Genomic DNA, 20624 nt, shown 5'->3' with positions numbered 1-20624 from the left:
GATACTTTTCCGAGAAGACTATGATTCGACCTTACACTACTTCCGTGCCCAGCCTGCTGCTCGGCTTCCTGTTCAGCCCCCTGCTGCTGGCCGACGACCCTCCCCTTGAGCTCAAGCAGCAGATCATTTCCGCACCGTCGGTGGAATCCACCACCGTGGCCGACATGGCCCAGTACGGCAGCAAGGTCGAGATCGTCACCCGCGAACAGATCGAACGCGCCGGCCCCGCCGCCGATGTGTCGCGCGTGATGCAGATGTTCATCCCCGGCCTGTACGTGGCCCCCAAGAACGGCCCGTTCGACTACGGCACCTATTCCCTGCTGGGCGGGCGCAACGACGACACGCTGATCCTGCTGGACGGAGTACGCCTGAACAACCGCCTGTACGGTGGCCTGTACCTGGACACCCTGCCCGCCAACGCCATCGAGCGCATCGAAGTGCTCAAGGGGGGCCAGAGCCTGCTGTTCGGCACCCAGGCGGTGTCGGGGGTGATCAACATCGTTACCCGCAGCCCGCAAACCCGCGAGGCGTCCGGCGAGGTGAACCTGGGCGCAGACACCTTCGGCGGCACCACCGGCGATGCCCGGGTCGAGAAGATCTTCAACAACGGTTTTGGCGACCTCGGCTTGCTGGCCTACGTCAGCCGCAACGTCTCCGAGGGCTACCAGCCGTTTCGCAACCGCGACATGAAAAACGTCAGCGACAAGAAACGCTCCTACGAAGTCACCACCTTCGGCACCAAGGCGATCCAGTCGTTTGGCGATGACACGCGCCTTGAGCTGTTTTACCAGTACGCCGACGCCAACCTCGATTTCGCCCGGCCGGTGGACAACCACAAGACCACCAACGACCGCGTACAACAAATCGCTACGGCGACCTTCGAGCAAACCCTCAACGAGCGCCTGAGCTACTTCGTCAAAGGCCATATCAACGATTGGGACACGCGCTATACCCGCATCAACAATATCGAAAGCGGCGGCACCCGGGCCATCAACCACAACGACTACTGGGGCTTCACCGACTGGGGCGTGCAGGCCGAAGGCAAGGCCGTGCTGCCAGGCGAGCACGTGCTGGTATTCGGGTCCGATAACCAGTGGTTCAAGGGCCAGGACGATGTATTGATCATCGACGACAACAAGGCCCAGGCCCACGCGCTGTACACCCAACTGCGCCCGAATATCGAAGCCCTGCCGAACTGGCACCCGAGCATCGGCGTACGCCACGAAGCCATGAGCGGCGGCGACAGCGCCACTGTCGGCATGCTCACTTCGCTCTACGACCTCAACGACAACTGGGCCCTGCGCGGCCAATACGGCACCGCCTACAAACTGCCGAATGCCGAGCAACTGTTCGTCAACGAAGACGATGAGAAAGGCAACCGCAACCTCAAGCCGGAGAAGAGCCGCAACGCCGAGCTGGGCATCGACTACAAGGGCAGCCTGCTGGCGCGGGACTTCAGCGCCAGCGTGACGCTGTTCAAGCGCAAGATCACCGACCTGATCACCCTGGACGATATCCAGTGGGTCAACGGCCAGGGGCAGATCCAGATGCGTGGTTTCGAGGCCGACGCCAAGCTGCAGCTCAATGACCAATGGAGCGTGCAGGCCGACATGACCCGCAACCTCACCGAGTCCCGCGCGGGTGTCACCCTCAACGATATCCCGGGCTTCTTCGCCCGCTCGCGGGTCGGCTATGAATCGGTGGACCGCCTGTGGGGCGTCGGTACTGCCGTGCGTTACATCGGCGATATTGTCAGCTCGAAAAAGGTCGAGTACGGCAACTACACCGTGGTCGACGCCGACGCCTATCGCTACCTCGACAACGCCCACCAACACCGCGTGAGCCTGCTGGTAGAGAACCTGTTCGACCGCGATTACGTCACCAGCCGCGCCAGCAACGTCGACAACCTCGGGCGGCCGCTCACCTCCGAAGTACGCTACACGTATCGCTTCTGATGAGTACGCCCGTGGAAACTCATCCGGACTGGTCCCATGTGCCTGATCACGCCCGTCACGTGTTCCTGTGCACAGGCCCGCGCTGCACCCAGCGTGGCGCGCTGCAATTATGGAAAACCCTGCGCCGCCACCTGCTGGCACACGACCGCATCGAAAAACCTGGCGGCGTGCTGTTGACCCGCACCCACTGCCAGTTCCCGTGCAACCTGGGGCCGATCGTGACGGTGTACCCGGACACGTGCTGGTACGGCGTGCACAGCAACGCAGACGTGCAACGGCTGGTGGAAGTGCACCTGGTGGGCGGCGAAGTCGTCGAGGATTTGCTGATCAAGGAGCGCTCATGAAAGCGTTGTGGTTGCTGTTGGGCGCCCTGCTCTGCCCATCGTTGGCGCTGGCGGACCGTTATCGCAACTGCAACCAGGATTGGACGGCCACCCACTCACCGCCCTCGCGCATCGTGGCCCTCAACCAGCATGCGGCCGACCTGTTATTGGCGCTGGATGTCGGTCCCGCATTGGTGGGCGTGGCGTATCTGGATGACAACGGTGTGGCCCACCGACACGGCGAGTATTTCGGCGTGCCGGTGATTGCGCCCAAGTACCCGTCCAGCGAAGTGCTCTATGCGCAGAAACCGGATCTGGTGGTCGGTGGATTCGCCAGCGCATTTGGCACTGGCGTCACCTCACGCACCGGCCTGGCCGGCAACGGAGTGGCGTCGTACTTGCTGGAGTCGGCGTGCGACGGTCATTCGCTGGATTACTTCGGGCATATCCGCAACGACCTGTTTACCCTTGGCGCCCTGGTGCATAAACAGCCACGGGCGCGGGCGCTGAGCGATGCCATGGACGCCGACCTGGCCAGTGCCCAGGCGCTGGCTGGTGAGGGTAAACCGCTGTCGGTGTTTTACCTGGACAGTGAGGTCAACGGGTTGGACAGCGAGGGTCGGCGTGGTTTTGTCACCACGTTGGTGGTGGCTGCTGGTGCGCGCAATTTATTTGCCGGGATCAACCAATACCGCGTCACCGTGAGCAGCGAAACCCTGCTGATGAGTGATCCGGATGTAATTTTGCTGGCGGATGCGCTGTGGTCACCGGCCAGCCGCAAACGTCAGTTGCTGACCACCGACCCGGTGCTGTCGCGTTTGCGGGCGGTGCGGGAGAACCGGATGATCGATATTCCCTTTACCCATTTGGTGCCCACCGCGAATAGCGGCCGAGTCGTGTTGGAGTTGGCGAGGCAATTCAAACAACTGGCTGAATAATTCACGAGCGAAGCGCCTGACCAATTTACTCAGTCCATGCCACCGACCAAAGTTGTGAAACGCTGTAGGTTTCCAATGCTGAGCGCTTCGTACTTTTAATCGCCTCCAGCTCCTGGCCTGACAGATCAGGGTGATAGAGCTCGCACTTGGTGGCCGAGATATCACTCATCCCGGCCTCAGTGACTACCGGCTCGACCGCGCCACCATCCACCGGGGAAAGCCGGGGCCCCAAGACGAAAAAAAGGGGCGATCAATGATCGCCCCAAATACAACGAGAGGTCCTTTTCTAAAACTACAAGCTGATCTGCTGGCGCTCCTCATCCGTCAACCGCGCCCGCGCCTGGTCACTCAACGGTCCGGCGCCGAGTACCTGCACCGGGCTGTTGGGGTTGTAGCCCGAGGTCTTCTGCCCGTCCTCCGGCTTGCGCTCAACTGGCTCGCTGCCAAAGCTCAACACTTCCACCGTGACAATCGACGCCCGGCCCTGTTTGGCCGCCGCCTGCTGGCTGCGCGCGGCATCTTCCGCCGCCTGGGACGCCGCCGCACCGGCTGCGCTCGCCGAGGTCATGGCCCCGGTGTTTACCGCCGCCGACACCGGCACCCCGGACGACTTGCCCTGGGTCTGGATGTTGGCGGCATTAACGACGCGCAACGCGGCAATGTTGATGTTGCCCGAGACCCGAATCCCCGCCTCACCCGCATCGATGGTGCCCAGCGGGGCGATCAGGTCGATGTCTCCGGCCGGCACTTCGGGAATCGGGTTCAAGGTGGCAATCCCCGCCCCGGTGCTCGGCACCGCCGGCGACAGGGTCACGTTGCCCCAGTTGTCGTAGACACGCTTGGGCGGCGTGTACACCACGGTGGTCTTGGATCCGCGACCGGCGTTGATGTCGCCCTCGCCGGACCAGCCCATGATCGAGCCGCCGAAGGTGGTCATGATGCGGCTCTGGCCCAGCAGGATGCTGCCCATGGAATACAGCTGGATATCGCCGGCGCCCTGGGTGATCACACCGGCGGTGGACGGCGGTGCCGCGCCTTCGATGCCGAAGGTCTGCCCACCGCCCGGGGTGAGCATCTGGATCGAGCCACCGAAATTGGTGTGTACACCGGAGCCGCCGAACAACGTGATATCGCCCTTGTAGGTGATCGGGTTGCCGGCCACGTCCTTGTCCGGGAACAGCGCGGCAATCGCCGCACGCCCCCGTACATAGCTGCCCTGGCGCACACCGCCCACCGCGTTGTACTCACGGCCGGCAGCCTTGAGTTCGGCGAAGTACACATCACGGGCGAACACCCGTTGCTGTTCAGCGGGCAGTGCGGCGTAAACCGCGTGGGCCTGCTCGCGGGTGCCGACGAAACCGAAGCGCTCGGCGAGCCAGGTGACCAGTTCGTTCTCATAGGTCTTGGCGACCTTGCCGCCCTGGATCGACAGGGCTTCGCCTGGCTGGACGAGGTTGGCCGGGTCCAGGTAGGCCTCGACAAAGCGTCGGTAATCCGGGCCGTTGGGACCGACGCCAGCTTGCATGACGATGCCTGCGCCAGGGCGGTTGTCGCCCGCGACCACCGGGCCCAGGCTGGTAATGCTGACTTCGCCGCCCTTCGCCGGGTCACGCCCGGACATCAGGATATTGCCGCCCGCCGTCACTTCCAGCAGGCCAGGACCGGCAACCTGGAAGTTGCTGTACAGAATGTCGCGCCCGGCGGAGACGATGGAGATGTCAGTGGGGTTGTTGTGGATGAACAGGTTGCCGGTCGACTGCTCGCTGACCGCACCAGGGGCCGTATTAAAACGGCTGCCACTGCTGACAATGTCTCGCCCCGCCATCATCCAAACCGGCCCGTTGCCCTCGTACCAGGTCTGCCCCGAATGCAAAAACGAGGGGGAAGAATTGAACGTCAGGGTCCGGCCGCTGCTGACCCCCACCAGATCGCCGGTCAAGGCATAGAACCGCGCCGGTTCCGTTGGCGCGTAAGCGGCTGCCGACGCCGTGGCGGAGCCAAAGGCAAACAGAGGCCGCGGAAGGGAACCCGGCGAGCTACCGTTCTCCGACAGATTGTTGCCATCGGCAACCACCTGACCATCAATGGTCCCGACGAACGCCGGCCGCCAAGGTGTGGCCATGATGCTGGGGTCGGCCCCGGAAGGCGTGACAAACATACCGCCCGCATAAATCGAGTCATGGGCCAGGAATTGCAACTGGCTGCTGGCACCGGGGGCGAGCACCAAGGCATTTATCGGACTCGTATCGGCTTGGTACCCCAGGACGGCGTTACCGTAATAAATACTGCCGCCAGCCGCCGTCGCTCGAACGATCGATGGGTAGACGGTTGCCAGGTCGGACGCTGCGGCGGAGACAGATGGCGTCAAGTTGCCCCCCGCTGAAAACAGGTCGATTGCCGTGTGACCGGTCCACAACGAGAACCAACTTTCGCCGGTCCCACTCGTCCCGCCACGGGTAAACGATGAGTTGTTCAGCAGGACGACACGGCCCGGGTCAATCACTTGCTGCAGCACCAGGTCACCCAATGTCGTCAGGTTGAATGTGGCATCCCCCGGCACCAGGGTGATGCCCCCCACTGCCCGGCCACGGGTCGCCTGGAACGGATCGAATGCGCGGGTTTCGCCCGGGCTCTGCTCAGAGCTGTTGCTGCCGTAGGTCAGGTCGATCCGGCCCGTGGTCGCACTTTGCAGTTGGACATTGCCCCGGATATTCACCAACTGGCCGTTCTGATCGTTTACATCAACCACGCTGCCAGGGTTCAGGGCGCCACCGATACGCACCCGCAGATCACCACCGCCCGTCAACTGCAGGCTGCCATCACCGGCAACCCGCCCGGTACTGCCGACCGCCAGCACCAGCCCCTGGCTGCGCGGGTTGGCAGAGGCCGACATTGGGTTGCCGTCCATGCGCCGAAGCACACCGGCATCCCCGCCTACCTGTACATCCACGTCACCGCCGCCGAGGGTGCCGAAACCGGTAAACCCGACGAACGCATCAGCCTTGGAGGCGTTGGCGGTATAGCTACCGAAATTGATCCACCAGGCCGTCGGCTGCGCCTGCCCGCCGGTGTTCACCGTGCCGCTGCCCTGGCGCCACAGCCAGTTGGCCACATCGGCGGAGTCGATGCCGTTATCCAAGGGGTTGGGCCGACTTGGGTTGAAGACGCCTCCCAGGATATTCCCCGTCAGGTTGCCCCCCACGTTCACGCTCAAATTCCCCCCTGCCTCCGGGTACCAGGCACGGTACAGGCTGTCAGATGAGCCGTTGACGAACTGTTCAAAATAACTGTTGGTATCGTTCAGCACCGTCTTCGCGCTGTTCAGCGCCTTGGGCTGGTTGTAGGGGTCACTGGCACCGGTTGCAGTGGACGATGTACCGGCGGTGTAGACCCCGTACAGGGAGTCCATGCTCAAGTCGCCGGCGCTGAGCAGTTCGAGGTCGCCCGTACCGGTGCGAATCACACTGAAACGGCTGCTGGAGGGGGTCGCCGCATACTCTTTGCCGCTTTGGGCCTGGCAGTAGGCGGGCGAGCTTGCACAGAACTCATCGATGGAAGGGATACCGAACTGGTCCAGGATGCTTTGCTCGATCGGCGTTCCGACGGTGACGATAATCCCGTTGTCCGCCAGGTCCTTGGCGCCGAATTCGGTCCAGACATAGCCAACTTTCACGGCGCAGTACGCCGGATTGCCCCCACAGAAATCATCAATCGAACCCAGCCCGAAATCATCGAGGATCTTTTGGTCGATCGGGTCGCCTTCCTTGACCACCACCCCATTGGCCGCAAAGTCCTCCACCGCGAAGGCGGTCCAGGTCAACTTGCCCTTGGCGGGCATCTCCTTGGCAAACATGCCGTAGTGGCTGTCAGCCAAACGCAGGTCGCCGCTGCGCGGATGGGCTTGCAGGATGCGGCTGTCGGCCGCCTCGGTGTCTGCACCTGCAACCAACCGCAGCGACCAGGATTGCGAACCTTCGGCCAGCATCGGCGAGAGGGCCCACAGCTTGCCCTGGCGCCCCGCCACTTCCGGGCGCAACGCCACCGACTCAGCCCCGCCCGGCAACTTGACGTTGGTGCCGGAAGGAATCAACGCGCCGCGCGGCAGCGGTATGTCGCCATTGAGGGTCACGTGGTTTTGCGTCGGGTTAAGCGCCTCGTAGTTCGTCGGCAACGGCACCCCTTTGGGCCAGGTCAGCGCCCCGAGCCGGGTGTCCTGGGTCAGCAGGCTGCCGGCGTCCAGCTGTGAGCCGGCCGCCAGGGTGTGTGCCTGGCTCAATAACGTGCCTGCGGCAAACAGCACATTGCCCGCGCTGTCGAACACCGCTGCGGCCAGTACCGTACCGGCAGGCAGCGTCAGGTCCTGGTTCAGCGTCGCCCGGGTCGGCAAGCGCGTTCCGGCGGCCACGCCCACGGCCTTGATCGGCAGGTCGTAGTTGAGCACGGTGCCCGCCGGGAAGGTCGTGCCGTCCGCCAGGGTGATGCCGTTACCCGGCACGATGATCGTGCCGCCGGTAAAGTCGATGCCCGGCAACAACACCCAGCCCTTGTCATCGACGGTCTGCGGTGGCGGTGCAAAACCGTCGTTTATGCTGCCGTAAATATTCAGGTCGCCACCGGCGCGCAGGGTCAGGCTGCCCGACTCACCGGAGCCATACACCGAGGTTTTCTGGCTGTTGGGGTTGAGGCTGGCGTAACGGTAGCCGGACAGGTCCAGATCGCCCTGCACCACCAGGTCACCGTCCGCGGTCTTGCTGACGATTTCCACGCCCGGGCGCAGGTGGAAGGCATTGGCGTAGGTTGCATTGTTAAGCCCGGCGAGTTTGTTTTGCAGCAGGTTCTGGTTGAACAATGCACCGTTGATAAAGGCCGTGCTCAGCACATGCTTGCCATCCAGGTAGGCCTGGTCGATCTGTTGGTAAGGCCGCCCGCTGGCCGTCGGATCGGTGACCAGTGGCGCATCGTCGTAACTGATCATGCCGTTGAGGGTGATCGAGCGCGCGCCCTGGATCGTCAGGCGGCCATGGGCATCGATGTTGATGTCGTTGCTGGTGCCATCGACGTTGATCAGCCGTGGTGCATTCAGTTCCAGGGTGCCGCGATTGCGCCCGTCATTGCCCTGGACCGCCTCGGTGCCGTGGCGCAGGTCGATGCGTGCGCCATCGGCCAGGGTCAGTTGACCGGTGCCGGAGCCGAGCACCACCATGGCCCGGTTGGGCGAGTCGATGATCTTGCCGTAGCTGTCCACCCGCAGCTTGCTGCCATGGGCGTCGAGTACCGCGCCGCCGTCCAGCGTCAGGCCGTGCTTGCCGGTCAGGTTGATGCTGCCGACGCGCTCGCCACTGGCGTCCACCAGGCCGGTGACCCGCAGGCTGCCGTTGTCCACGGAGACGTTGACGGTGCCGGCCTTGAGGCCATTGCCGATGGTCAAGTCGCCCTGCTTGAGTTGGAAGCTGCGTGTGCCGAACACCTGGCCTTGATTCAGGCGCTGGTTGAGGTCGGCGAACTGCTGGTCCAGTGAACCGCTGCTGCCCAGGCGCTGGGCCTGGATTTCCACGGTACCGGCCTCATAAGGCATCGTGGTCCCGCCCGCATCGTAATAGCCACTGCTGCCGGCGAGGATCGTGCCTTGCAGGTCGACGATACCGCCCGCCGCGTCCACCGCAACCGCCCGCAGTTTGCCGGCCTGGTTGTTTTTGGCCGAGAGGTCGATGGTCGAGCCGGCAGCCTGCAGTATGTTGCCGCTGCGGCTGTCCAGCAGCACCGTGCCGCCCGCGCCGTACTGGGTCACATCGTTGAACACAGTGGCGCCACCGGCCACGTCGATCAACGCCGCATCCGTCAGCACCACATCACCCCGGGCGCCCAGGCTGACTTTGCCGCTGGGCAGCACTACCGCCGTGGCCAGGCGAATGCTGTCGCCTTGCAGGGACAGTTCGGCGCCCTGGCCGTCGGCCTTGCCACGCGCCCCCGCGGACGCTGCAATATCAATCGCCCCTCCTGCGGTGATGCGGTTCACCGAACCGGCTTCGCCGGTCATCAGTGGGGTGAGGATATTCAGGTCGCCGCCGCTGTACTGGAAGCCCTTCACCGGGTCATAGGCGCCCTGGCTCTGATACACCGAGAGGCTGCCCTTGTGGTTGGCGGTAATGCGCTCGCTGGCATTGAGGTTCACGCTGGCAAAGCCCAAAGCCAGGCGATCGAAACTGCTCACGGTGTTGGTCTGGGCAAAGGCGCCGTAGCCGAACTCAATACGCTCGGCGTTGATATCCAGGCGCCCGCTGCCAGTACCCGCCCCGCCGGCGATCACCGAGCCCGGTGGGGTGGTCGCGCCCTGCCAGATCAGGTTGGCGGTATGAATGTTGGCCACGTCGCCAGCGCCACCGGCACCGTAGATCGCCGGAGTGGAAAGCATCAGGTTGCTCAGCCGCGATTTACCCGTCAGTGGGTCATAGGTGTCCAGGGAGGTACTGCCGTAGAAGTTGAAACTGTCCCGCGCCGAGAGCTGCAGGGTTTCCAGCGCCGGCGCACCGAACTGTGAATCACCTTTGAGCAGGCGATCAAGAAGCGCCTGGGTGAGTGTCAGGCCGGCCGGCAACTGATTGGCCGCAGCGGCCGCGGCCAGGGCTTGGGCGCTGCCGAGGTTAATGGTGTTGACCCCCAGGTTGAGGTGACGGGTGCCGTAGCGCACCTGGTCGCCCAACTGGAAGGTATTGTTGGTCAATGCCACGATGCTGCCTTCGGAGTACAGCCCGGTTTGCCCGCTGCACAGGCCCGTGTCACACACACCGATGCTGATCCCGCCGCTGGGAACCGTCGTATTGAATGCAATGACATTGAGCAAGCCGTTGGACGCCGCCAGCATATTGGTGACTTTGTAGATAAAACCGTCACGAGCGTCGTAGCTGGCTTTGCCACGGCCGATGGTGTTGATGGATGCGCCCTGCTCCAGGACGATCGCGTTGGTGTCACTCAACAAAAAGACTTCCGGCGCTGCGAGCGTCACACCTTCCCGAAGCGTGACGGTGCTGTTGGCCCGACTCGTACCGCCAGCCAGGACGATGTAATTCCCGGACTGGCCATACGTAACTGCCGTCATCCCCCCCACCATCAAACGCGAGGCTCCCAAGGCGTTGAGGCTCTCATCGTTGAAGGTAATACCGGAAAAACCGCTGGTTGCGGAACTGCCCGCCGCGACGACTTCAATACCCAGTTTGCCTGGATCAATTACCGCCACCGCGCCGCCATAGCCACCCGCCGCGGCCTCAAAACGGCCTATGCCCTGGAACGAAAACGCATCAGCGCCGCCCCCCGGCCGCAAGGCCAGTTTCAGGGTCTTGGCGTCGACAGCGAGCATCGGGCGTGGCACACCCTGTTTCGCAGCGTCGGCCATGGCGAACTGGGCGTAGCTGGTTTCGTTGTATTGGGAATAGCGACGCAAGGTATCGGCCGAGGTCAGAATCAACTGGCTGGCAACGCTGTTGCCGATCCCGGTGTTGGCGATGGACAAGCGCCCGGCGGTGGACCAGGAGCCATTGCGCATGCGCTGGGTGGCGGCATCACTGCCGAGCCCGGCCAGGCCGTTGATCTCGACGCGGAAAGCGCCGGGCATCAAGGCGTAGGTGGACGGCATCAGGGTATAAGTGCCCGCCGGCAGCCCCGGCACTCCTGCGCCGATGGTGACCTGCTGGCCCACCAACGGATCGACTGCGCCCTTCTCCGGTGCCACCGGCGCCGAGCCAGGCTGCACCCCGGGCACGATGGCGTAAATCGGGTTGGTGCCCAGGCCCGGCAACACAAAACCGCCATTGGCACCAAACTGCACCAGTGGGCTGTAGCGCGCATCCGTAGAGCCTCCGCGCCCGGAAACGAAACCGGCCCCCAGCAATTCGCCGCCGCCCGACAGGTCCAGGGTAGCCTCAGGCTGCACCTGCACCGACTGGCCGCCGAGAATCACCCCGACGCTGAGTTCCGCGTCCTGGTTGACCAGCCCGCCCTGGCCGACAAACGTCACGGTCTTGCCGTTGTACTTATAGACCTGCCCGTCCAGGGTGCCGCCATACGGCAGCACCAGGCCCTTGCCGCTCACCGACGTCACGCTGCCCGGCAGCAATTGCACCTGGCTGCTGCCCATGCTGCCGATATCGATCAACCCCAGGGGCACCCGCACCACACCGCCCTGCCGCACCGTCGCGGCGCCCAGTTGCAGGCGCCCGAATGCCGAGTAAGGCACCGCGGCATCCGTGTTGCCGGTACGGCCAATGGTCAGGGTGCGCAGCGGGTCGAACGTGATGTTGAGGCTGTTGAATTCGCTCAGGTAGCCGGCAATGACCCGCGCACCGACCTCCGTGGCCGGATACAACTGCGCCGCCCTCAAGGTCATGTCGCCCTGGGTCAATAACTGGGTGCTGACCCTCAAGGCCACGCCGTCCGGGTTCGCACCCGCCAGGAAGCGCAGATCGCCCTGGCTGGTCAGGTTGACCTGATCAAAGCCGCGACGCTCAAGACCGACCAGGCTGTCGTCGGCCTGGCGCAGTTTGCCCTTGCTGCCAAACAACACGCTGCCGCGCACATCGATCAAGCTGCCGCTGGCATTGAACTGCGCCTCGGTGGCGCGCAGCGAGGGTAACGGCAACACCGACACCGGGTTCACGTAGAACTCCCGGGCCGGCGAATCCATGCCGGACAGCAGCAGAGACGGTGCCGACAGATTCACCCGGGCATTGGCTGCCGCGCCCTCACTGAGGTTGAAGGCACCGCTGTACAGGCGCAGGCTCTGGCCCATGTTCAAGGACACATCGCCGTCGAAACTCAACAGGCCGTTGCTCATCAATGCCAGGTTGTCGAAGCCGCCCGCACTGACCTGGTCGACGCCCAGGCGAGCGTGGCCGTATTCCAGGCTGTCGGCCGCGTCGGCGGCGGTGCCGGCGAGCGGGTGAGCCTGATGGGTCTGGCCGAGCACCAGTTCACGCACCTTCAGCACGCGATCCGTGACACTGCTCTTGGTGTAATACGGGCTGTCCAGCGCTACGTTCAGGCTGCCGCCCGCTGCGCCGGCACCGCCGGCCCGGGCCACCAGACTGCCGTCCAGGTACAAGCCATTGTTGGACGCCAGGCTGATGCTGCCGCCATTGCTGGCCACCCGGGTTGCGCCCTGCCCCGGCACATCCAACACCGCTTGCGTGCCCGACGCGTCCAGCCGGGCGCCCTCGCGTACCACCACAAACAGGTCGCTGGCAGTGACCGTGCCGGTGCTCAGGTTGATCTCGCCGCCGATGCTGATCGTGCCGCCGTCACGGACCAACCCGTATTGGCTCCCGCGATTGTCCACGGCGGTCGCGGCCCGGGCGGCGACATCGATCAGTGCATTTTCACCCAACCAGATGGAGCGGCCGTGGCCAACCGCGTTGGCCGGCTCGAACGCGCGCGTGGTCAGGCCGTTCAGGTTGACGCTGCCACCCCAGGCATTGAGCGTGCCGTCGACCGTCAGTTGGCCGATGCTGCGCAGGTTGATCGACTTGCCCGGGTCGACGCTGATCACCGCGCCCTTGCCGACCACCAGCGCGGTTGTCGGCAGTTGCTCGGCAGGCGACTCCAGGTGGCCGGCGGAAAGGGTCAGGCTGGCGCCACGGCGTTGGCCGAGTACGCCCTTGCTCGCGTCTTCCTGGTAAAGCGGCGGGGTCCAGCGCTCCATCACGCTGGCCGCATCGCCGCCACCCGGCGTCGTGGCGGCCTGCTCCGAGAGCCGGTAGGCCGGCACGTTCACATCCACCTGAGTACCATCGGCGACCAGCAATCCTTCGTTGCCGGTAATGTCATAGGCCGAAAAACCCTTGTTGAAAAAATCCCCGGCCAACTGCAAGGTCTTGGCATCCGGCGCCTGCGGGCTCTGGCCGATCTGCACCTTGTTGGCCTGCAAGGTCAGGGTGCCGCCTGCGCTGACGCCATAGCCGCGAATCTCGGCGCCCAGGTCCAAAGCCCCCAGTGCGCCCACGGTCACGTCGCCGCCCTTGCCGCCCCGGACTTTGCCATCCAGGCCGATGGTCGCCCCGGACGACGTTTCCACCAGGCTGCCCGCCGCGAGGTTCACGTCGCCGGAGCTGCGCAACGACACCTTGCCACCGTTGATATACGCCACCCCGTCAGTGGCCGAAGGGTCCAGCGCCAGATTATTCCAGCGCCCGGAACTGTCCAGCTTGACTCCGGCGGCCACATCGAGCCGGCCGATGCCCGGCAGAATCACATCGCCAACGACATTGGAGCGATTGAGGTCGACCTGATTCAGCAGGTTGCCCGCGTTGATGCTGCCGCCGTGGGCCGTGAGGTTGGCATTGACTGAAACCACGGGGCCGAACAGGGTGATGTCGCCGCCGTCAGCCACCTTGAGTGCGCCATTGACGTCAATCTGCTGCTTTGCGCCGACCTTGATCGCGCCCAATCGGTAGCCCTTGAGCTGGTCACTGTCGAGCACCAGTTTGCCCTGGCGTTCGGTCGGCAGCGCAGTGGCCAGGTCCAGGCCGTCGGCGATTTTTTGCGTGCTGCTCTCGATCAGCACCTGGTCGATGGTCGGGGTCAAGGCGTAGCGCAAGGTGCCGGTGGCCTTGTTGTACACCGGCGTGTACTGGCCAATGATCAACTGCGCCCGCTGGGCCATGGCCTGCTGTGACTGCTGATAACCATCAAGGTTGATATTCGGTGCCTGGGTCTGGCGATCGCCCTGGAATACATCGCTGATCAACTGGCCTTCCAGCACCGCGTTGGTGGTGCCCACCACCAGCTTGCCGGCGTCGCGGCCCACGGTGTAGCCCGCCTCGTAGCGGCTTTGCTGGGCCACCAGCGGGTTGTAATAGAAATCGCTGCGGTCCCAGCGGACGCTGGTGTCTTCAAAGCCCTTGTAGATCCCCGCGTAGAGAATGTCCCCGGGGGCTTTCGACAGCTCATAGAGCTGGCCGTCAGGCCCCTTGAGCCAGGTCTGGCGGATGTAGCCGGCCTGCACATCGACGGTGCCGCCCGACAGATTGACCTGGGCGCCCTGCTGGGTCACCACGTCCTTGCCGGTGAACGTCACAGTGCCGCCCTGGGCCATCCACTCGCCGACCGAGTGGCCCTGGGTGCCCAGGTAACCGCCGACTTCCAGCAGCCCGCCGGCGGTGTACCAGCGGTCCGTCGCATAGCCGTTGGTGCCGGCCGGGACGAACACCAGGTCCCGCAGGTCGACCCATACATCGTTGTTGATCAATTGCCCGCCGTCACGGTTGGCGGGCGCGTCGCGCTGTTCGTTGCCCTGCACGTTGATCTTGATGTTGTTGGCTTCCATCGCCACCTTGACGCCAATCGCGCCGGCCACGTCGATCATCGCGCCGTCACGCACCAGGCTGCGCTGGCCGGCACTGACCGCCACCTGGCCGCCGGTGGCCAGGGTGATCGAGCCTTTGCGCAAATCCACAGTGCCGCCGCTGACGATCTCGATCCGCGACTGGTCGGTGCGGTCGGCCACCGCGCTGAGGTTGTTGAACTGGCCGGTGATCAGGTTGGCAGGCAAGCCGTCGAGCTTGATCAGGCCGTTGTCCTTCTGGCTGTTGAGGGCGGTGCTGCCGCTGGCGTCCAGCAGGATCGCCGTGGTACTGCCCTCGCCCAGGGTCACGCTGGCGCTGGTGTCGCTGGCGGCGTTGAGCAAGTGAATCGTGCCGCGGGTATCCACCGAGGTGCTGGCCAGGGCCACGCCGTTCTGCTGCACCTGGTGCCCGGTGAGGGTGATGTCGCCGGTCGACGCCATGATCAGGCCGCTGTTGCTGACCTTGCCCGACGTGCTGCCGGCCTTGAGGCTGGTGGCCACTTCATTGCCACGGGTGGTGGAGCGGTCGTTGCCCGTGGTGCCGACGCCCTTGCGGATATAAAAACTGTCGCCGGCGGCCAGGGTGGCCTGGCCCCTGGCGGTGATGATGCTGCCGGCGTTCTCGACCTCCGAGCCGAGCAGCAAGGCGTAGCCACCGGCGTCGGTAGAGGTGGCCGGGTTGTGAGTCTGGATCAACGCGCCGCGCTGCACCTCGACCTTGCCCGCCGCGTCGGTGAAAGTCGGCTGGGTGCCGTTGGCATCCACATAGATCCCGCGTTGGGTGAATTGGTCATCGGTGATGGTGGCGGCGGCCGCCACCAGGTTGCGCACATTGACCTGGCTGCTGCCGCTGAAGATCACCCCGTTGCGGTTCATGATCATCACTGTGCCAGGGGCGTTGATCTGGCCCTGGATTTCGCTGGGGCGCGCGTTGGGGTCGTTGACACGGTTGAGCACGGCCCAATTCGATTGCTGCTGGAAATCGACCGTGGTGTTGCGTCCGACGTTGAAGGTTTCCCAGTTGAGGATCGCCTTGTCGGCGGTCTGCTCGATGGTCACCGTGGTCTTGCCACCGGACTGGCTCTGGGTCGGGCCCTTGGCGTTGGTCCAGCCCTGGGTCAGGCTGTTGTCCACCTGCAAGCCGCCCTTGCCGAGGCCGTCGGGAATCGTTGAGACCTGGCCGAGCGCCGCTTGCCGGCCAGCGGCCTGGGCGGCCTGCTGGGCCGCAATCGCCGCGACACTGTTGTTGAGCGTGCTGATGGAACGTGACAACTGCTGGTTCGCCCGCGCCTGCTGATTCAACGACGGAATCCCCGGCACCTGCGTCCCGTTGAGGCGGGCCGCTGTCGCCGCCTGGGAGGCACCCTTGTCGGCAAACCAGCCGGAGCTGAACGCTGTCGCCGCGTGGGCGCTGCCTGCCACCATGAACAAGGCAATCGCCTGGGCCAGGGGTTTGAGGCGCAGGATCGTCTGGCCGCCAGGGCCTTGGGCATTCAGGTTGACCGGTGGTTTGCAGCGGACCATCAGGAAGCTTCCTTCTTTGTTTTTGCCCATGGGGAACTGGCGACGTGCGTCACGTATGGGAGTTAGGCGGTTGGCGAGGGGCGGGACTGAACTTCTGTCATGGAAAGTTCATGTAAGGCTGATAGCCGAGCCGCAAACGCAAAAATCAGCAACGGCACAGGCCGTTGCTGATCGGGTGTTGCCGGTCGGTAAAAGCGTGGGTTACAGCGGACGACCGATGGCGTTGCAGACATCAGACTTGCCGATGCTCAGCGCGCTGGTTGCGGTAACGAAGTTGCTGGTGATCGCGGCTTTCCAGGCAGCTGGCAGTGGCACGAAGCGGTTGGCCTTGATCGCGTTGTCGTTGCTGTTCAAGGCGCTGGCACCGAAGTGACGGGTGAAGAATGCACGCACTTGCGAGGTCTGGGTGGCGTCGGCGTAGCACTGGCTGAAGATCAGGTTGGTGAAGCCCAGGATCGGATAACCGCTGCTTGGGTAAGGCACGACGCTTGGATCGTTGGCATCGGCGGCGGCAGCAAACACCGGTACCCAGGCGTTCTGGTTGGCGACGTTGGCAGCAGCCGGTACGGGCACAGCAGCGATGGCGGCGGAAACGTTATCAGGGGCTGGAGAAACACCGGCGACCTTGGCCACTTTGGTGGCGTCATCCAGGCCAGCCAAGGTAGGCGCGGCATAGTCCGGGCTCATGTAGGTGATGCGACCATCACCGGCGTTCAGCGCGGTCATCACGCCTTGGCTGGTCACGGCAGGTACGGCGCCTGGTGGCACGCCGAAGCTGTCCGCGAAGTTGGTGGTGACCACAAATTTCTTGGACTCATTGACGCACTTGGCCGCCAGGAAACGGGTGAACAGCTCGGTGGTGCCACTGGCTTCGTTACGGTAAACCACCACGATGTTACCGGTGCGACCGGTAGCCGGGAGTTGGTTCCAGGTGGTGATGCGGCCCGAGAACACGCCGCACAGTTGATCAACGCTCAGGTCAACTGCGTTGGTACCGGCCTTGTTGAATGGAATGGCAACCGAAGTGGCGACCGAAGGCACTTGAATCAGCTTGCCCCAGGTCGCTTGTTTGGTGGAGGCGTAGGTGGACAGTTCAGTCGAGGTCAGCTTCGAGTCGCTGCCCGCCCAGTGAACGTTCTTGGTGCCGGTGCCGAACTGGCTGTAGTCGTTGTTCAGGAACGCCAGTTTGCCCTTGCCGCTGCCCACGCCGATGTACGGGGCGAAACCGGCGGTCAATACGCCGGAGGTCTGGTACAGCGGTTGTGGCAGGGTGGCGCCGCCGCCGTTGATGTCTGCCATGGCAGCCTGGGCCGAGCACAGTGCAGCGAGGGTCATGGATACCGCGAGAACGTTGCGCTTAAACATGAAGAAGCTCCTTTCGTCGTGTTTGTACGTTGGGGTAGATGACGCTATGGCTTCGGTCCCGGGCTGTGTTCCGGGGGGTACCCAGGGGTGAGGCCATGGGTATGAAATTTCGCAGCATCCGATGACAGCTAAAGGAAAAAACCTCGGGAGGAACGGCTTGATTTTTAAAAAGATTCTCGGGTGTTTTGGTCACACTTTTGAGCGGTTTGGGGGTGAGGTGACAGCGAGGTTTCAGCGCGGATTTCGAGGACCGGGCTGGAGGCGTTACGGGCCGTGTGGTGGGGTTGGACAGATGACAGAATGAGGAACCCGAGGTTGGGACCCGCGTATCGGGCGCGCGAAAATAGTCTTGAAGAAACGCGATTCAAATGTGGGAGCGGGCTTGCTCGCGAAAGCGGTGGATCAGGCGCGACATGTGTTGATTGACACACCGCTTTCGCGAGCAAGCCCGCTCCCACATTTTTGATCGTGTTTCGTCAGCAGTCAGGTCACCAGTTGATTGATTTCGATGATCGGCAGCAGCACGGCCATGACGATGACCAGCACAACGGCGCCCATCACCACGATCATCAGTGGTTCAAGCAACGCCGTCATGCCCATCGCCCGACGCTCGATATCCCGCGACAGGGTTTGCGCCGCGCGTTCGAGCATCGGCGGCAGCGAGCCGGTTTTTTCGCCGCTGGCGATCAGGTGGATCAGCACGGGCGGAAAGACCTTTTCCACCGCCAGCGCAGGAGCCAGGTTGACGCCCTCGCGCACCTTGGCCGTCGCGTCGCTGACACACTGGCTCAGGCGGTCGTTGGACAAGGTCTGGCGCGCCGCTTCCAGGGCGCGCAACAACGGCACGCCCGCCCCGCCGAGAATCGCCAGGGTCGAGGCAAACCGCGCGGTGTTGAGGCCCAGTACAAAACGCCCGATCAACGGCAAGCGCAACACCCGGCTGTGCCAGCTCAACCGCGCCACGGGGTTGCGCAGGTACAGGCGCCAGCTCCAGAAACCACCCACGATCCCGGCAAAACACAGCCAGCCCCAGGCGCGGATAAAGTCACTCGCATTGAGCATCGCCAACGTCAGCCCCGGCAGGTCCTGGCGGGCCTGGGAAAACGCACTGACCACCTGCGGCACCACGTAGCTGAGCAGGAAAATCACAATGCCGATGGACACCAGCCCCACCACGCCCGGGTAGATAAACGCCGTGAGGATCTTGCCCCGCAGGTTATTGCGCTCCTCGATGTAGTCGGCGAGGCGCTCCATGACCTGGGCCAGGTCGCCGGACTCCTCCCCCGCCGCGATCAGCGCCCGATAGATCGACGGAAAGTCCCGGGGCCGCGCGGCCAACGCATCGGCCAGGCGCATGCCGCTGCGCACATCGGCGCGCACCGCGCTCAAGGTCTGGGCGATGTGTTTTTTCTCGGCTTGCTCCACCGTGGCGCTCAACGCGGCCTCCAGTGGCAAGCTCGCACCGAGCAGGCTCGCCAGCTGGCGCGTGGCCCAGGCCAGGTCATTGTCCGAGAGCTTGGCGCTGAACCGGCTGCCACCGCCGGCACGCTCGCTGTTGTTCTCGACCTGCACCCGCAAGGCCGTCAGGCCACGGCTGCGCAGGTGGGCAAAGGCGCCGCTCTGGCTGTCTGCCTCAAGGTGCCCGGACTCCAGCTTGCCGCTGGCGTCGGCGGCTTCGTAGCGGTATCGGTTCATCAGGCGTCCCGTGTTACGCGCAGGATTTCTTCGGGGGCGGTGGCGCCGCTGCGTACCCAGCGTTCGCCATCCTCACGCATGCTGAACATGCCGGCGCGGCGTGCGGCGGCCTTCAAGGCCTGCTCGCCGGCGCCCTGGTGGATCAGCCCGCGCAGCTCGTCGTCGATGCAGAACAATTCATGGATACCGGTGCGCCCGCTGTAACCGATCTGGTTGCACTGCGCGCACCCGACAGGCCGCCAGGTGCCGGGCGCGGCCGGGTCTTCCTGCTTGCAGTGCGGGCACAGCCGACGCACCAGGCGCTGGGCCAATACGCCGAGCAGTGACGAGGCCAGCAGGAACGGTTCGACGCCCATGTCGATCAAGCGGTTGACCGCCGAGACGGCGTCGTTGGTGTGCAGGGTGGCGAGCACCAGATGGCCCGTGAGCGAGGCCTGGACGGCAATTTGTGCGGTCTCCAGGTCGCGGATTTCGCCGATCATGATGATGTCCGGATCCTGGCGCAGGATTGCCCGCAGGGCCAGGGCGAAGGTCATGTCGATCTTGGCGTTGACCTGGATCTGGCTGATGCCCGGCAGGTCGTATTCCACCGGGTCTTCGACGGTCAGGATATTGCTGGTGCTCGCATCCAGCCGGGCCAGGGCGGCGTAGAGGCTGGTGGTCTTGCCGCTGCCGGTGGGGCCGGTGACCAGCACGATGCCGTGGGGTTGGCGGATCAGGGTGTCGAGTTTGGCCAGGACGGCGGGGTCCATGCCGAGGGTTTCCAGTTGCAGGCGGCCGGCTTGTTTGTCCAGCAGGCGCATCACTACGCGCTCGCCATGGCCGGTGGGCACGGTGGAGACGCGGATATCGATGGGGCGACCGGCCACGCGCAGGGCGATGCGGCCGTCCTGGGGCAGGCGTTTTTCGGCGATATCGAGTTGGGCCATGATCTTGATGCGTGAGACCAGGGCGCCGTGCAGGGCCTTGCGCGGGGACACCACGTCACGCAGCGTGCCGTCGACGCGGTAGCGCACCACGGAGTGGGTTTCGTAGGGTTCGATGTGGATGTCGCTGGCTTCGTCGCGGGCGGCTTGGGTGAGCAAGGCGTTGATCATGCGGATCACCGGGGCGCCGTCCTGGGTGTCGAGCAGGTCGGTGATTTCGGGGATGTCTTGCATGAGGCGGTCGAGATCGACTTCGTTTTCGGCGGCGCCCACGACGGCGGCGGCGCTGCCGGTGTCGGCGTAGGCAGTGGCCAGGAGGCCGTCGAGTTCGTCGTCGCGCACCTGGATCAGGTGGGTTTGGCCGAACTGGCGGTAGACCTCGCTGATGGACCAGCCGGGGGTCGAGGGGCAGATGGTCAGCGTCGGGCCCTGGGTTCCCGGGTGAAGGAGGATACGTTGGGATTTGGCCCAGGCGTAGGGCAGGAGGCTCATGCTTTTGGGCTTCGTTTGGTTGAGTACATATCCATTCCTTCGGTTACGGCTTGTATTGGTTCCGCTCTTACAGC

General features: G+C 64.2%; 7 protein-coding genes. 3 read left to right on the top strand and 4 right to left on the bottom strand.

Annotated elements, in window-relative coordinates:
• The first annotated feature begins 20 nt into the window (after positions 1–20).
• Genes HX839_RS16460 through HX839_RS16450 form a run of 3 tightly spaced genes read left to right on the top strand, consistent with a single transcriptional unit; the run spans position 21 to position 3216 of the window.
• Complete coding sequence (locus HX839_RS16460; RefSeq protein WP_177067345.1) at positions 21–1955, top strand: TonB-dependent siderophore receptor; 1935 nt, start codon at positions 21–23, stop codon at positions 1953–1955.
• The gene (locus HX839_RS16455; protein WP_218173633.1) at positions 1955–2299 is read left to right on the top strand and encodes a ferredoxin; all 345 of its coding nucleotides are present in this window, start codon (positions 1955–1957) and stop codon (positions 2297–2299) included. The genes HX839_RS16460 and HX839_RS16455 overlap by 1 nt, the downstream gene beginning before the upstream one ends.
• Positions 2296–3216, top strand: a complete 921-nt coding sequence (locus HX839_RS16450) for an ABC transporter substrate-binding protein (RefSeq protein ID WP_177067344.1) — start codon at positions 2296–2298, stop codon at positions 3214–3216. The genes HX839_RS16455 and HX839_RS16450 overlap by 4 nt, the downstream gene beginning before the upstream one ends.
• Before the next feature lie 292 nt (positions 3217–3508).
• Here HX839_RS16450 and HX839_RS16445 read toward each other — a convergent pair whose 3' ends face one another.
• The 4 genes from HX839_RS16445 to gspE all read right to left on the bottom strand — a co-directional run bounded on the left by HX839_RS16445 (position 3509) and on the right by gspE (position 20550).
• Entirely contained in the window at positions 3509–16072 is a 12564-nt protein-coding gene (locus HX839_RS16445; RefSeq protein WP_177067343.1) for a filamentous hemagglutinin family protein, read from the bottom strand.
• A gap of 201 nt (positions 16073–16273) precedes the next feature.
• Positions 16274–17437 carry a substrate-binding domain-containing protein gene (locus tag HX839_RS16440; RefSeq protein ID WP_003210472.1) on the bottom strand — a complete coding sequence of 388 codons (1164 nt, stop codon included), beginning with the start codon at positions 17435–17437 and terminating at the stop codon, positions 16274–16276.
• A 483-nt stretch (positions 17438–17920) separates the two neighbouring features.
• Positions 17921–19132, bottom strand: coding sequence for a type II secretion system inner membrane protein GspF (gene gspF, locus HX839_RS16435; RefSeq protein WP_003210470.1), 1212 nt, complete (start codon positions 19130–19132; stop codon positions 17921–17923).
• Entirely contained in the window at positions 19132–20550 is a 1419-nt protein-coding gene (gene gspE / locus HX839_RS16430) for a type II secretion system ATPase GspE (RefSeq protein ID WP_008432561.1), read from the bottom strand. Before gspE ends, gspF begins: the two co-directional genes overlap by 1 nt.
• Positions 20551–20624: the final 74 nt, after the last annotated feature.

The organism is Pseudomonas sp. I8001 (assembly GCF_013385345.1).
In the GTDB taxonomy this organism is placed as follows: Bacteria; Pseudomonadota; Gammaproteobacteria; order Pseudomonadales; family Pseudomonadaceae; genus Aquipseudomonas.
This window is presented reverse-complemented; position numbering and strand designations above follow the sequence as displayed.